A 14,201-nucleotide genomic window follows, 5' to 3' on the forward strand; every position below is an offset into this window, starting at 1 on the left:
GGAGAGCTTGTCGCGAGCGGCAGCGAGATCGAGCCGGCAGCCCTGATGCGTGCAGATCCCTGAGACGGCCTGCACGCGCCCGGAGGCCCGGCGAAGGAAGCCGGTGACCGAGCCCAGGTCGAAGGGCCACACGTCGCCCTCAGCCAGATCGGCGGACGCGGCGGCGTCACGCCACACGCCCACGGTCGGCGTCAGCTCGGCCGGAGCCGGCTGCTGCTGCGGTCCCGGCTGTCCGGGCTGACCACTCTGGTCCGCGCCGCTCGCGATCACCACCATCCGATCCGCGCCGACCCCGGCCGCCGCGCCCGCCGCGGTCAGCGCACCGGCCGTGAGAAACCGGCGCCGCGCCGGAGTGCGCCAGGCCGGCGCGGCGGCCTCCGTCCCTTGTTCGGCCCGCTCCTGCTCGGCGAGCCGGTCGCGCAACTGCTCGACGAACGCCGGACGCGGGCCGTGCCCCTCCGGGGCCGAGCCCATCAGGTCGATCGCGGTGCGCATCACGGCCAGTTCATCCTGGGTCGGCGCGAACGGCTTGGGGCGGCGCCGGCGCAGCAGCCGGTCAACGTAGCGGTCCACCGGTTGTCTCACGACGCCTCCCCTTCCTTCTGCGCTCTGTCCTTTTGCGCTCTGTCCTTTTGTTCTCTGTCCTTCTGCTCTTTGTCGAGGCCCGCGGCCGCCCGCAGGGCTCGATGCTGCAACACCTTCGCGTTCGCGATCGAGACGCCGAGCTCGGTCGCGGCCTGCCGGATCGAGTAGCCGCGCAGGAAGCGCAGCACCAGGATCTGCCGCTGCCGCTCGGGCAGAGCACGCAGAATACGCGTCGCGCGCTCCTGGGCCGGGCCGTTCGCGGTCTCGTCGGCCGGGGCGGTGCCCGCGTAGTCCTCGAGGTCGGTGGTTTCCAGGTCGATCTCGGTGACTTGATGTCCGAGCGTGCGTCGCCAGTGCTCGGCCAGCACCGTGCGAGCGGTCGCGGTCAGGTACGCCCGCACCTGCCCCACCCCCGCCGTGGTGCGCAGCGGCCCGAACGCGGTCAGGAACACCTGCGAGGTGAGGTCCTCGGCGTCCGGACGGTTGCCGACCTTCGCGAACATCAGCCGGTAGATGCGCCCGACGTTGTCCGCGTAGATCGCGTCCCAGTCCGGGTAGGCAGCGCCCGGAAGCCTCGTCGGCGCCTCGTCAGGCCAGGCCGCGCGCATGCCGAGCCTTAGCGACTGAGCCATGCGGCGTCCGATCACGATTCATGCTAGAGCGCCGTTCACGCCCGCCTGTCCTTCCCGCGCCGATCCTCTGCTTCGTCCACATAGAGATACGGAAGCGGGTTACATCGCGCTGACCTGCGCTGTAACCCGGGCCCGTATCCCCTTTGCGTGAACACTCATCTGCATCGCAAACCGCTCCTGGGCGCGCTGCTCGTGGCTGCCGCGCTCACGCTGGCGGCCTGCTCCAGCCCGTCACACCCGGCGGCCGCGTCGGGCTCCGCCACGGCCATCAGCCCGGGTGGCGGCCAGACTGCGCTGGCCGGCCAGCCGGGCTCCACCAGCACCGGGGCCGTCCCGGCGCCCACCGACTCCGCGATGGCGGGCATGCCGGGCATGACGATGAGCGCCGGCGCCGGCCAGGCCCCGGCCGCGGGCGGCGCGCCGGTGGCGGCCAACACGGTCGCGATCAAGAACTTCGCGTTCGCCCCCGCCGCGATCACCGTCAAAGCAGGCACCAAGGTGACCTGGACGAATCAGGACTCGGACGCGCACACGGTGACCAGCCAGCACAACAGCGGCCCGCTGAACTCCACGGCGCTGAACACCGGTCAGTCGTACTCGTACACCTTCACCAAGCCGGGCACGTACAGCTACCTGTGCACCATCCATCCGTTCATGACCGCGACAGTGACGGTGACGCCATGACCGCCGAGCCCGCCGGATCCGCCGAATCGGCCGTCCCGGCCCCCGACCCGTCGTCGACCCCCGATCCGGCGGGCATGACCCGCCGCCAGCTCGCCCGGCATGCCGGCTGGTTCGGCGCGGCGGTCGTGCTCAGCGTCAGCGGCGGCGAGGTGATCAGCCACATCGCGCACGACCGGGACAGCGCCGCCGCGGCCGCCAGCGCGGCCGATGCCAACGCGCTGCGGTTCGTTCAGATTTCCGACAGCCACATCGGCTTCGCCGGACCGGCCAACACCGACGTGACCGGATCCTTCGACCGCGCCATCTATCAGATCAACACCCTTGGTTTCCGGCCGCACTTCGTGATGCACACCGGCGACCTGACGCATCTCTCCACGCCCGCCCAGTTCGACCAGGTCAAGCAGATGATGAGCGGCATGCGCACCGAGCGCGTGTTCACGGTCCCCGGCGAACACGACTCGGTCGACGACCAAGGCCGCGCCTATCGCCAGACTTTCGGCGCGGGCACGCTCGGCGACGGCTGGTACAGCTTCGACACGCACGGCGTACACTTCATCGCGCTCGTCAACACGCTGAGTCTGGAGAAGCTGGGCCACCTCGGGCAGGACCAGATCGACTTCGTGCGCAAGGACGTCGCCGGTCTCTCCTCGGACACGCCCATCGTGCTGTTCAGCCACATCCCCCTGTTCGCCATGTATCCGCAGTGGGGCTGGAGCACCGACGACGCGCTCCAGGTTCTCAGCCTTCTGCGGCGCTTCGCCTCGGTGACGGCGCTCAACGGGCACGTGCACCAGCTGTTCACACGGGTTGAAGGCAATGTGACCTTCCATTCGGCGACCACGACCGCATACCCGCTGCCGAAGCCCGGCAAGGCTCCCGCGCCTACTCCGCAGGTCTTGCCCGCAGGGCAGCTACGGGGCGCGTTGGGGATCCGCACGGTCAAGTACCGCCAGGGCGATACGAGCCTTGCGATCACGGATCAGAGGCTGGCATGACCGACGTGAGAACGGCTGCGATCCAATCCGCCTCGCACGCAGTAACCGACGTGCCGACTCGTGTCCTGCAAGCAAGCGCCGCCGTCACTCTCGCTATCAGCGGCTACATCCACGCGCAGCTTTATCTCGACGGCTACCGATTCATTCACGCCGTCGGCGTGATGTTCCTGATCCAGGCGGCGGCCTCGTTCGCGCTCGCCACACTGTTGCTGGCGGCCTCGCTCCTGCCCGTGCCCGCGCTGATCCATGTGGCGGCGGCCGGCGCGGCCCTCGGCGCGCTCGGCGGATTCGCCGCCTCCCGCACCGTCGGCGTTTTCGGATTCACCGAGCACGGTTTCCAGCCGGCGCCCCAGGCGCTCATCAGCGTTCTGGCAGAAGTGGCAACCGTGCTGCTGCTCGCCCTGGCCGTCGCGCGGCTGCTTCGGCAACCCGGCGGTCTCAGGACCCTCCTACGCGGCCTCGTCCGCGGCTGACTCAGGCTCCTTGCGGGCGAACAGGAAAGCCTGGCGGGACTGCTCCCAACCCTCCGGCTCGCGCACCACCTGCGCCCGCAAGGTCAGTCCGGCCCGCTCCAGCAGTTCGATGACGAGCCGCGGGGAGCGGCGCAGGAACGTCAGCCCGACCGGATCGCCGCCCAAGCCGAAGTCCTGCGACGTCACGTGCCGCGGCTCGGCGCCGGTCTGGAAGGCGATCAGCGCCTCGCCGCCCGGCGCCAGCACCCGGGCCAGCTCGGCGAACAGCCCGGGCAACCGCTCGTCCGGGGTATGGATGGTCGAGTACCAGGCCAGCAGGCCGCCGAGAGAGCCGTCCGCGAGATCGAGGGACAACATCGAGCCCTGATCGAAACGCAGCTCCGGATACGTCCGCCGGGCCAGCTCCACCATGTGCGCGGAAAGATCGATCCCGAACACCGGCACGCCCAGCGCGTGCAGCAGTGCGCTGATGTTGCCCGGGCCACAACCGAGATCGGCGACCGGTCCGGCGCCGGACTCCCGTACCCGTTCGGCGAAGGCGCCGAGCAACGCGCGTTCCAGCGGCCTGGCCGCCAGTTCCTCACTGAATCGCTCGGTGTACGCGGCGGCGACGGTGTCGTAGAAGGCGCGCGTGGCGCGCACGAAGTCCGGCTCGATCATGGTCGAGGACCGTACCCGCGGCCACCGACAATCGGCGGTCGCGGGGAGATTGGCGCACTCCCGACACCTGGCCTCCGCGCGGGCCGCCCACCCCATTGACGCCCCCTGCGAAGCCTCATATCGTGACCGCGTTCACCAGCCTAATCAGAATTCACATCCGTGAATCGGCTGCCAGGGTCGAGGTTTCGCCATGCCCAGACGGCAAGTGCACCACCGCACGGTCGGTCTGCTCGCAGCGACGTTCGTCGCGGCGGCCGCCGTGGTCCCCATGCCCACGGCGTACGCCGCGGCCCCCGCCGTGGTCACCATCGCCCAGACCACGACCGGCACCGCGCTCACCGCCGGCTCGCTCGGCCTCTCCTACGAGGCCTCCGATCTCGCGCTGCCCGCGTTCACCTCCGGGAACCTCGCCAGCTATCTCAAGACTCTGGGCTCCTCGGTGCTGCGGATCGGCGGCAACACCGTCGACCAGACCTTCTGGACCTCCACCGGCGAGACCGCGCCCTCCTGGTCCATCGCCACCATCACCCCCGCCGACCTGACCGCGCTGAACACCCTCGCGAAGGCCGGCGGCTGGAAAGTGATCCTCGGCGTCAACATGAAGCACTACGACCCGGCCCGGGCCGCCGACGAAGCCGCCCACGCCGCCGCCGCGCTCGGCTCCTCCCTGCTGGCCGTCGAGATCGGCAACGAGCCGGACCTGTACTCGCAGTACAAGAGCAACACCGCGCAGTACTTCACCGACTTCCAGGCCTACGTCGCGGCGATCACCAAGGCCGCACCCGGCGTCCGGATCGAGGCCTCAGACGCGGCCGGCTCGCCCACCGGCACGTTCCAGACCGCCTTCGTCAACGCCGAAGGCGGGCTCGCACGTCCCAACGTCATCGAGCTGACCAGCCACTACTACCCGCTGAGCGATTGCAGCAGCACGAGCAATCCGACGATCGCGCAGCTGCTGGGCACTACCGTGCGCAACAACGAGACCGCGGCCGCCGACGGCGCGGTGAGCCAGGCGAAGAAGCTGAACCTGCCGGCCGTGTTCGACGAGGGCAACTCCGTGGTCTGCGAAGGCATGCCGGGCGTGAGCGACGTCTACGCCTCCGCGCTGTGGGAGATCGACGAACAGCTCGACTTCGCGCGGGAAGGAGTATCCGGGGACTACATGCACGGCACGGTCCTGCAGTGCGACACCGGCAAGCCGCTGTTCATGTACTACACGCCGCTGTGCGCCCCGACCGCCGCCGACGCGAGCACCGGCACCCTCGCCGCGCAGCCCGAGTACTACGGCCTCGCGGCAGTGCACGAGATCGGCACCGGCGCCTTCCTCAACGTGACCGACCCGGCCTGGGCCACCGTACGCGCCTACGCGGTCAAGCATGCCGACGGCACCATGACCGTGGTGCTCGACAACGTGACCGACCCGGCGACCACCGGCGCGACGACGCTCCAGCTCGACCTCGGCGCGACCTTCACCTCCGGCAGCCGCGTCAACCTCACCGCGAGCGCCCTGACCGCCAAGACCGGCATCACCCTCGGCGGCCAGACCGTCCAGTCGAACGGCACCCTGCCCGCGCCGACCTCGACCCCCGTCTCCGTGAACGGCAGCACCCTGACGGTCTCGGTCCCGGCCGGCAGCGCCGCGCTCATCACCCTCAGCGGCCAGAGTGGCGGCGGAGGAACGAGCACCACGCTGGTCGGCGGCCTTTCCGGCAAGTGCCTGAGCGTGACCGGCGGTGCGACGGCGGACGGCTCTACCGCGGATATCTCCACGTGCGACGGCAGCGCGAGTCAGAACTGGACCCTTGGCGCGAGTGGCACGATCGTCGGCGGCCCTTCCGGCAAGTGCCTCGAAGTCGCGGGCGGCTCAACAGCCGACCGTGCCGCCGTCGACATCGCGAGCTGCAACGGCGGCGCCAACCAGCAGTGGACGGTGCACAGCGGCGGCACGATCGTCGGCGCGCAGTCCGGCAAGTGCCTAAGCGTCCTCGGCGCCTCCACGGCCGACGGCGCGACCGCCGACGTCTACACCTGCAACGGCAGCCCCAGCGAGAACTGGGCAGAGGGCTGAGGCGGAGCGTCCCGCCCAGCGGGACACGGGGTCCTGGCACACAGGGTTCTGGGACACAGGGTTCTGATTTTCTGGCGGTCTTCCTCTGAGGTGACTCTAAGGTTCGCCGACGGGAGCCTGAAGGCCACGCTAGTGAACTGACGGGAGACGACGCGATCGAAGTCGTCTCCCGCACTCGTTCACCCAAGGAGCCCGATCTCATGCACACCCGTCTGATGCACCCCCGACTGCGCATGATCGCCGCGAGTACCGCCGTCGCGCTGATCACCGGCGCGGCCAGCGCGGCCGCCGCGAGCTCGGGATCGAGCCCGTCGCCGTCCGCCTCGTCCAGCGGCCCGGTCGCCAAGCCCTCACCCACCGGATCCGGCACGCCCGGCAAGCCGGCGAACTGGCTCAACCAGCTCGCCGCGAGCCTGCACGTCGATCCGCAGGGCCTCATCGCCGCGCTCACCGACGCCAAGCAGACCATGGGACAGCTCGGCGTCGGGCCGACGGACGCCCGTGTCGTCGCCGTCGTCGCACACGACCTGGGCGTGAGCACCCACAAGGCCACCACGGTGCTCACCGACGTATTCGGCGCCAACGGCCCAGGCAACCCGGGCGTGAAGTCCCCGGGCCCGTCCGACCCGCAGATCGTTACCGCCCTTGCCGGCATCCTGCACGTCAGCCAGGCACGCGCGGCGCAGGTGTTCGACCAGCTCAAGCACATTCAGGACGGTCCGCGCGGCCAGGGCATCGACCCGAACGACCCGCGGTTCCGCGCCATCGCCGCGAGCCTGCACATCACGACCCAGCAGCTCAGCCAGGACCTGATGACGCTCAAGCAGGAACTGCGCGCATCAATGCCGACCTCCACCGCGTCACCCAAGTCCTAGTACCGCGACCCGGACACCGAGTGGTGACCCATATTTCCGAGACGCGTACCGGTCGAGCGCAGCGCTCCGCCCGACCGGTACGCGCACGCGCCGACCGGGGCCACAATGACGCCATGCAGGTGTTGGTGGTCGATGACGACGAGGCGGTGCGCCGGGCACTCGCCCACGCGCTGCGCCGCGACGGTTACCAGGTCGCCGAAGCCACCGACGGCGCGGGCGCGCTGCGTCACACCGCCGCCGACCGCTACCAGGCGATCGTCCTCGACGTGCTCATGCCCGAGCCGAACGGCTTGGAAGTGTGCCGGATCCTGCGCGGCCGCGGCGATGAGACCCCGATCCTCATGCTCACCGCCCGCGACCTGGTCGCCGACCGGGTGGCCGGGCTGGACGCCGGCGCGGACGACTACCTCGTCAAGCCCTTCGCCCTGGACGAGCTGCGCGCCCGCCTCCGGGCCCTGCTGCGCCGCAGCGGCCAGGCCCGCGAAGTGCTCGCCTTCGCGGACCTCGAACTCGATCTGGCCGAGTGCCGGGCCCGGCGCGGCGACCGGCTGCTCTCGCTCACCCGAACCGAATACGCGCTGCTTGAGCTGTTTCTGCGCAATCCGCGCCGGGTGCTCAGCCGCACCGCGATCTTCCAGGCGGTCTGGGGCTACGACTTCGGCCCAGGCTCCAACGCGCTCTGGGTCTATATCAGCTATCTGCGTACGAAGCTGGAGTCCGGAGGCGAGGCGCGGCTGATCCAGACCGTGCGCGGCCTGGGCTATGTGCTGCGCGAGGAGCCGTGACCGACGAATGCGCGAGCGTCCACGCCTGCTTCTGCTTCCGCCGCTGAGCCTGCGCGCCCGCGTCACCCTGGCCGGTGGACTGGTCGTCTTCGTGGCGCTGCTCGCCGCCGCGCTGGTGCTGTACCCGGCCGCCGACCGCGACTTGCACGATCAGCTCGACACCTCGCTGATCAGCACCGCGACCACCTCGCCGAAGCTCGCGCAGCAGCTCAAGGAGCAGATAGGCAGCTCAGGCGGCACGCTCGCCTCCGCCGCGCCGCTCAAAGTCGGCGACGTGCTGATCCAGTTCGTCGACGGAACCCAGCCCGCGGGCACGCCCACGCCCTTCGTGCCCATCAGCGCCGCGGACAGCGAACTCGCACTCGGCGACGCGCCCGCCTACTTCACCAGCATCAAGTACCAGGGCACGGATTACCGGCTCTACACCTCGGTCTACAACGCGAAAGCCGGGATGCTGCTGCGTGTCGCGAAGCCGCAGAGTGACGCGCTGGCGCCCTTGTCGCGCCTGCGCGACCTGCTCATCGGGCTCGTGCTCGGCGGAGCCCTCGCCGCGGCCCTCGCGACGCGCCTAGTCGCCGGCAGAGTCCTGCGACCGGTCGGCGCGCTGACCGACACGGTCGAGCGCGTGGCGCGTACCCAGGACCTATCCACCCGTGTGGACGCCGGCGGTCAGGACGAGATCGGCCGGCTGGGCCGCTCCTTCACGGCGATGATGTCGGCGCTGGACGGCTCGATCCAGCAGCAGCGCCGCCTGGTCGCCGACGCCTCACACGAGCTGCGCACCCCGCTGACCAGTTTGACCACGAACCTTGAGCTGCTGGCCGAACCGGGCGGCCTGGCCGATCCGCAGGCCGCGCAGCTGCTCGCCGCCGCCCGTGAGCAGAGCGGCGAACTGAAGGCCCTGATCAACGACCTCGTGGACCTCGCCCGCTACGGCGAAACCGAGGCCCACTACGAGGATCTGCGGCTCGACCTGATCGCCGCCGAGCTCGTCGCCCGCTCGGCCAAGCGCGCGCCCAAGCTGAAATTCGAGACAGACCTCGTACCCTGCCTCGTCATTGCCGACCCCGACGCGATCGAGCGCGCGCTCGGCAACCTCCTCGACAACGCTGTCAAATGGAGCCCGTCCGACGCCACCGTCCGCGTCCGCGTGGGCGTGACGACGTCCCCCGACGGCTCGGCTGCCGACCGCGCGTGGTTCTCCGTCGCGGACGAAGGACCCGGCATCCCGGAGGGCGACCTGCCGCACATCTTCGACCGCTTCTATCGATCCACCGAGGCCCGGGCGAAACCGGGCTCCGGTCTCGGCCTCTCGATCGTCCGCCAAATCGCCGACGCCCACGGCGGCGCGGTCGGCGCGTATCCGCGCGATCCCGGACCCGGCACCGAGTTCCGCTTCATCATCCCGGCCACGCGTTAGGCGATCGCCCGTCAGCACTCGACGATCCCCGGCACTCACGAAGACGTGAGTGGCCGGCGCGGGTCCCGAACCCCGCGCCGGCCACGCTTATCCCGCTGCCTCCTTAGGGAATCGTCCACTTCTGAGCGTTGGTGCCGTTACAGGTCCAGATCTGCAACTGCGTGCCCGTGGTGGAGGAGGAGTTCGGATCGTCCAGGCACATCCCCGAGTTCGGGTTGTACAGGGAGCCGTCCGAGCGGGCCTGCCACTGCTGCGCGACCGTGCCGTTGCACTGCCAGTACTGCACGACCGTGCCCGCCGTGGTGCCCGCGCCGTTGACGTCCATGCAGCCGCCGAGGACCTGGATGGTGCCGTCCGACGCGATGGTCCAGTTCTGCGCGCCGGTGCCGTTGCAGGTCCAGATCTGCACGTGGCTGCCGTTGGTCGTGCTGCTGTTGGAGTCGTCCACGCAGAGCCCGGAGGAGACCCCTGACACGATCGGACCGGTGGGCGCGGTGGTGCCGCCGGAGCCGCCGAAGGCGATGCTGAACACGTGCAGCGCGCCTTGGTTGGCGGAGCTCGGCAGGGTCACACTGGCGACCGTCTTGCCGGAGGCGAGTGATACCGGCGTCGTGGCGAACACGTACGACTTCACCTGGTCGGCCGTTCCGCTCTGGCTGTTGCGGTACGAGGTGGTCACCGCGATCGTGTTGCCCGACTGCACCGACGCGCTGCCGCCGTTGAGCGTCCAGTCGGAGAAGCTCAGCGACACGGCCTGCGTGCTCCCGTCGGTGTAGGTGACGGTCGCCGTACCGCTCGACGGGCCGTTGGTCGCCGAGCCGAGGAAGGCGATGGAGCCCGAGCCGGAGGCCGGGATGGTCTGGCCAACCGCCTCATAGTTGTCCGGCTTCGCGCTGTAGAGCGCCGCCGGCGCGACGTTCGGCCAGATGAACGTGGAGCCCGCCGCCGTGATCGTCGAGCCCGGATTCACCCCGGCGGCGGAGAGCGCCGTGGCCGAGTACGAGTATCCGGATCCGTCGAAGTCGGCGCCGGTCGTGGCCGAGTCGGTGGAGACGCCGACATCCGTGTACTGCGCGCCGGAGCCGCCGTATGAGGGCGGCGCCGAACTCGCGCTGGACGCCCAGCCGGTGTTCGCCGAGGTGCCGAGCGTGTACGCGAATGTGCCCCCTGATGTGATCGCCGAGGTGGGCAGGTAAGCGTTGTTCCACGCCGAGCCGTTCCACGTCGCGGACTGGACGTAGGGCGCGTTGTCCGCGGCGGCTGGCGCGTTGATCGTCAGGGTGTTGCCGGACGGCAGCGTGATGACGACCTGAGTGAACAGCGGGGAGCCGAGGGCAAGGTCGGCGGTGCCCGGGGTCTCCGGGTACATGCCGATCGCGGACCAGACGTACCAGGCGCTCATCGTGCCGAGGTCGTCGTTGCCGGCCAGACCGCCGGGGGCGTCGGTCCAGATCTGGTCCTGGACCTGCCGCACGACCTTCTGGGTGTTGTACGGCTGGCCGGTGTAGTCGTACTCCCAGGGGATGTCGAGGCTGGGCTCGTTGCTCAGGTCCGAGTATCCGTTGCCGCCGGTCAGCGCGGACAGGTCGGTGTTCAGGAACGAGTTCATCGCCGCGGCGCCGCCCTTGGCCGCGATGAGCCCGGCCAGGTTGAACGGGACCATCGGCGTGTACTGCCAGGAGTCGCCCTCGACGAAGTTGTTGCCGCTGGTGGCGCTGAACGAGCCGGTGAACTGGCCGTTGGCGTCGCGCGGCTGGATGAAGCCGCTGGCCGGGTTGTACAGGTTGCGCCAGTCCTGCGCGCGGTTCGCCAGCGCGGTCTGGTCGGCGCTGTCGCCGAGCGCTCCCGCGAAGGCCGAGATCGCGAAGTCGGCGCTGTTGTACTCCAGCGTGGTCGAGGCCGGGCCGTAGAAGTTGCAGCACCCGTACGAACCGTTCGAGGGCAGATATCCGAGGTTCGCCAGGTAGTTGTTCCCGGGCCGGATGTTGTCGGTGCTCTCCGCCTCGGTCACCATGTCGTGCAGCGCGGACGCGGTGTCGAAGCTGCGCGCGCCGAACGCGTAGTAGTCCGCGATGATCGGGTCGGCCGGGTCACCGACCATAACATACGTCTCGCCGTTGTTGTTCATCCACTTGGGGAACATGCCGCCGGCCGCATAGTCGTCGACCATCGACTGCGCTATATCAGAGGACGCAGACGGATCGACGAACGCTGACAGCTGTGCCTGCGCCCGGTAGATGTCCCAACCGGAGAAGTTGGAGTACTCGGCGGAATGCCCGGAGCCGACGGTGTGTACGGCCCCGTTGACGCCGAGGTACTGGCCGTTCGAGTCACTGATCACGTTCGGGTGCAGCAGCGCGTGGTAGAGCGCGGTGTAGAACACCGTCTGCTGCGCCGACGTGCCGCCGGCTATGGCGATCCGGCCGAGCAGCGCGTCCCAGGCGGTGTGCGCGGCGGACTGGGTCGCGGAGAAGTTGAAGTTCGGGTTCTCCGCGGCGATGTTCGCCTTCGCGTTGGCGATGGACACGAACGAGACGCCGACCTTGGCCTGCACGACCTGGTTGCTCGTGGTGTCGAAGGTGACGTAACCGTTGTTGGCACTGGCTAGCGGCGTCACCGCGTTCGACTTCACGGTGTTCGACTTCGCACCGTTCGAGGGCACCGTGCCGTGCAGCGCCGGGTGGTCGGCGCTCTCGGCGCCGTTCGGCGAAGCGGTCTTGGTGGTCGGGCTGCTGAGCGTCGCCGGGACCGCGGCCGTCCCGTTGGTGCTGAAAGAGCGGTCGAAGACCATGTCGAAGTACACGGTGTAGGTGACGCTCGCGCCGCAGAAGTGGCCCGAGGTGACCTGGCCGGAGACCTCGGTGCTGCTGACGGTGTTGAACTGGGTGTTGGTGTCGCCGTTGGCGCTGCCGGTCAGCTTGAAGATCAGGTTCGCCTGGGTGGTGGCCGGGAAGGTGAACCTGGCCATGCCGGTGCGGGTCGTCGTGGTCAGCTCGGTCTTGACCCCGTTGCTCGTGGTCACCGAGTAGTAGCCGGGGCTGGCCGACTCGTTCGAGTGCGAGAAGCCGTCAGTCGCCGAGGTGTTGATCGAGCCGACGGTCGGCAGCACCGGCACGTCGCCTTCGCCGCTGCATCCGGGTCCTGACAGGTGGGTGAGGCTGAACCCGGTGATCGAGGAGTCGCCGTAGGTGTAGCCGCCGCCGTCCGCGCGCGACGGGGTGTCCGGCGACCACTGGACCATGCCGAACGGCGAGTCCGCGCCGGGGAAGTCGTTCGCGTTGTTCGCGGTGCCGATGAAGTTGTTGACCAGCGCCGCCGGATCGCTCACCAGCGCCGCGGCGGCGTGGGCGGGCGCGACCGATCCGGCCAGGGCCGTCGCGCCGATGACGGCCAGGCTGGTCAGCGATCTGCGGATACGGGAGTGGGCAGGTGGAACCGTGGGTTGGCGCATGATGAGTCCTTCTGCTCTGACAACGTTGTCATGGAGCGGGTGGATGCAGCACACTGCGAAAGATCCGCCGTGTCAAGAGGGGGCGCGGGAAAGCGCCGCGCGCGCCGCGTAATCGATCAACGCGTCAAGATCAGCGCCCTGAGTAGGTTCCTGCGGATGCAGGGTTTACCCCTGCACTTGCCGCCGAGCCGTTCACTGACCGGACAGCCGGGTAACCCCCCGGTGTCATGAGCATTCTGCATCGCTTGGAGACGCTCCAACGCGAATGCGCCAACCCCCTGCCACCCACCAGGAGGCATGAATGCAACGCGCCATCGGGCGTCGCGTCACACTCGCGCTCGCCACGGCGGTCACGGCGGCCGCCGCCGCGGCCGTGCCGCAAGCGGCCCACGCCGCCGGCACCTACTCCCTGCTCGTCCTGCCCGACCAGGGAGAGTCCGCGATCTACAACTTCATCAACTCCGCCACCTCCAGCGTCGACGTCACCATGTACGAGCTGCGCGACACCACGGTGACCACCGACCTGGTCAACAAGCAGAAGGCCGGCGTCAAGGTCCGGGTGATCCTGGACGGCAAGCAGACCTCGGTCAACAGCGCCGCCTTCAGCGCCCTGCAATCCGGCGGCGTCTCCGTCGAGTACTCCTCGACCGCGTTCGTCTACACGCACCAGAAGACCATCACCGTGGACGGCGCCGAGTCGTATATCAGCACCGGAAACCTCGACACCACCTACTACTCGACCTCGCGCGACTACGGGGTCTTCGACACCAACTCCGCCGACGTGAGCGCGGTCGAGCAGGTCTTCAACGCGGACTTCGCGAAGACCTCGATCACCCCCTCCGACGGCGCAGACCTGGTCTGGTCGCCCACTGACTCGCAGACGCAGCTGCTCAACCTGGTCAACGGCGCGCAGCGCAGCCTCGACGTCGAGGAAGAGGAGTTCGGCGACACCGCCTTGGTCAACGCGGTGGTCGCCGACGCGCAGCGCGGCGTGGCGGTCCGCGTGGTGGCCGAGAACCAGAGCAACTCCTACACCACGCAGCTGAACCAGGTCACCGCGGCCGGCGGCAAGGTGAAGACCTACACCTCGAGCACCGGCTACTACATCCACGCCAAGGCGATCGTCGCCGACTACGGCACCTCGACCGCGAAGGTTTTCCAGGGCTCTGAGAACTTCTCCGACAACTCGCTCAACCACAACCGCGAGCTCGGGCTGATCGTCAGCGACGCCGGGGTGCTCAGCGGCATTGAGTCGGCGTTCAACGCCGACTTCGGCTCCAGCGGTTCCGGTGGTGGCGGTGGCGGTGGCGGATGCACGGCGGCGCAACTGCTGGGCAACCCCGGCTTCGAGACCGGCACCGCCTCGCCCTGGTCCACCGGCTCCAGCGTGATCAGCAACAGCAGCAGCGAACCGCCGCACAGCGGCAGCTGGGACGCCTGGCTGGACGGCTACGGCAGCACCCACACCGACACGCTCTCGCAGGCGGTGACGCTGCCGACCGGCTGCTCGAACTACAACTTCAGCTTCTACTTGCACATCGACACGGCCGAGACCAGCACCACCACCGCCTAC

At 69.3% G+C, this 14,201-nt stretch carries 12 protein-coding genes; 8 read left to right on the forward strand and 4 right to left on the reverse strand.

Annotation, left to right across the window (positions count from 1 at the left end):
- The coding region (locus VFB40_RS22155; protein ID WP_324853696.1) for a Rieske 2Fe-2S domain-containing protein at positions 1–585 on the reverse strand (585 nt) is incomplete at its 3' end.
- Positions 582–1,193: an RNA polymerase sigma factor gene (locus VFB40_RS22160; RefSeq protein ID WP_349261590.1), complete on the reverse strand. Its 612-nt coding sequence runs from the start codon at positions 1,191–1,193 to the stop codon at positions 582–584. The genes VFB40_RS22155 and VFB40_RS22160, both read right to left, overlap by 4 nt.
- Positions 1,194–1,364: 171 nt before the next feature.
- On the opposite strand from VFB40_RS22160, the gene VFB40_RS22165 reads away from it, so the two are divergent.
- The 3 genes from VFB40_RS22165 (at position 1,365) to VFB40_RS22175 (ending at position 3,369) form a co-directional block, all read left to right on the forward strand.
- On the forward strand, positions 1,365–1,901 hold the full coding sequence (locus VFB40_RS22165) for a cupredoxin domain-containing protein (RefSeq protein ID WP_324853700.1): 537 nt from the start codon (positions 1,365–1,367) through the stop codon (positions 1,899–1,901).
- Positions 1,902–1,975: 74 nt separating this feature from the next.
- Entirely contained in the window at positions 1,976–2,896 is a 921-nt protein-coding gene (locus VFB40_RS22170; RefSeq protein WP_349261591.1) for a metallophosphoesterase family protein, read from the forward strand.
- On the forward strand, positions 2,893–3,369 hold the full coding sequence (locus VFB40_RS22175) for a hypothetical protein (RefSeq protein WP_324853704.1): 477 nt from the start codon (positions 2,893–2,895) through the stop codon (positions 3,367–3,369). Before VFB40_RS22170 ends, VFB40_RS22175 begins: the two co-directional genes overlap by 4 nt.
- On the opposite strand, the gene VFB40_RS22180 is transcribed toward VFB40_RS22175, so the two are convergent.
- Positions 3,346–4,029: a class I SAM-dependent methyltransferase gene (locus VFB40_RS22180; protein WP_324853707.1), complete on the reverse strand. Its 684-nt coding sequence runs from the start codon at positions 4,027–4,029 to the stop codon at positions 3,346–3,348. The genes VFB40_RS22175 and VFB40_RS22180 overlap by 24 nt on opposite strands.
- 190 nt (positions 4,030–4,219) lie before the next feature.
- Here VFB40_RS22180 and VFB40_RS22185 point away from each other — a divergent pair, with 190 nt between their 5' ends.
- The 4 genes from VFB40_RS22185 (at position 4,220) to VFB40_RS22200 (ending at position 9,177) form a co-directional block, all read left to right on the forward strand.
- Positions 4,220–6,097 carry a glycosyl hydrolase family protein gene (locus VFB40_RS22185; protein WP_324853709.1) on the forward strand — a complete coding sequence of 626 codons (1,878 nt, stop codon included), beginning with the start codon at positions 4,220–4,222 and terminating at the stop codon, positions 6,095–6,097.
- A gap of 200 nt (positions 6,098–6,297) precedes the next feature.
- On the forward strand, positions 6,298–6,972 hold the full coding sequence (locus tag VFB40_RS22190; RefSeq protein WP_324853711.1) for a hypothetical protein: 675 nt from the start codon (positions 6,298–6,300) through the stop codon (positions 6,970–6,972).
- 113 nt (positions 6,973–7,085) lie between these two features.
- Positions 7,086–7,757, forward strand: a complete 672-nt coding sequence (locus tag VFB40_RS22195; RefSeq protein WP_324853713.1) for a response regulator transcription factor — start codon at positions 7,086–7,088, stop codon at positions 7,755–7,757.
- 7 nt (positions 7,758–7,764) lie between these two features.
- Positions 7,765–9,177 carry a HAMP domain-containing sensor histidine kinase gene (locus VFB40_RS22200; RefSeq protein WP_324853714.1) on the forward strand — a complete coding sequence of 471 codons (1,413 nt, stop codon included), beginning with the start codon at positions 7,765–7,767 and terminating at the stop codon, positions 9,175–9,177.
- Between the two features lie 103 nt (positions 9,178–9,280).
- Here VFB40_RS22200 and VFB40_RS22205 read toward each other — a convergent pair whose 3' ends face one another.
- The gene (locus VFB40_RS22205) at positions 9,281–12,628 is read right to left on the reverse strand and encodes a lectin (protein WP_324853715.1); all 3,348 of its coding nucleotides are present in this window, start codon (positions 12,626–12,628) and stop codon (positions 9,281–9,283) included.
- 301 nt (positions 12,629–12,929) lie between these two features.
- Between VFB40_RS22205 and VFB40_RS22210 the strand changes: the two genes are divergently transcribed.
- Positions 12,930–14,201, forward strand: a 1,272-nt coding sequence (locus VFB40_RS22210) for a phospholipase D-like domain-containing protein (protein WP_324853717.1), incomplete at its 3' end; no start/stop codon positions are given.

Source organism: Actinocrinis sp. (genome assembly GCF_035650855.1).
Classification (GTDB): domain Bacteria; phylum Actinomycetota; class Actinomycetes; order Streptomycetales; family Catenulisporaceae; genus Actinocrinis.

Excerpts from the sequence above, each read along its gene's own strand:
- VFB40_RS22175 (WP_324853704.1), top strand. The coding sequence starts at position 2,893 with ATGACCGACGTGAGAACGGCTGCGATCCAATCCGCCTCGCACGCAGTA.
- VFB40_RS22200 (WP_324853714.1), top strand. The coding sequence starts at position 7,765 with ATGCGCGAGCGTCCACGCCTGCTTCTGCTTCCGCCGCTGAGCCTGCGC.
- VFB40_RS22185 (WP_324853709.1), top strand. The coding sequence starts at position 4,220 with ATGCCCAGACGGCAAGTGCACCACCGCACGGTCGGTCTGCTCGCAGCG.
- VFB40_RS22180 (WP_324853707.1), bottom strand. The coding sequence starts at position 4,029 with ATGATCGAGCCGGACTTCGTGCGCGCCACGCGCGCCTTCTACGACACC.
- VFB40_RS22205 (WP_324853715.1), bottom strand. The coding sequence starts at position 12,628 with ATGCGCCAACCCACGGTTCCACCTGCCCACTCCCGTATCCGCAGATCG.
- VFB40_RS22170 (WP_349261591.1), top strand. The coding sequence starts at position 1,976 with ATGACCCGCCGCCAGCTCGCCCGGCATGCCGGCTGGTTCGGCGCGGCG.
- VFB40_RS22195 (WP_324853713.1), top strand. The coding sequence starts at position 7,086 with ATGCAGGTGTTGGTGGTCGATGACGACGAGGCGGTGCGCCGGGCACTC.
- VFB40_RS22190 (WP_324853711.1), top strand. The coding sequence starts at position 6,298 with ATGCACACCCGTCTGATGCACCCCCGACTGCGCATGATCGCCGCGAGT.
- VFB40_RS22160 (WP_349261590.1), bottom strand. The coding sequence starts at position 1,193 with ATGCGCGCGGCCTGGCCTGACGAGGCGCCGACGAGGCTTCCGGGCGCT.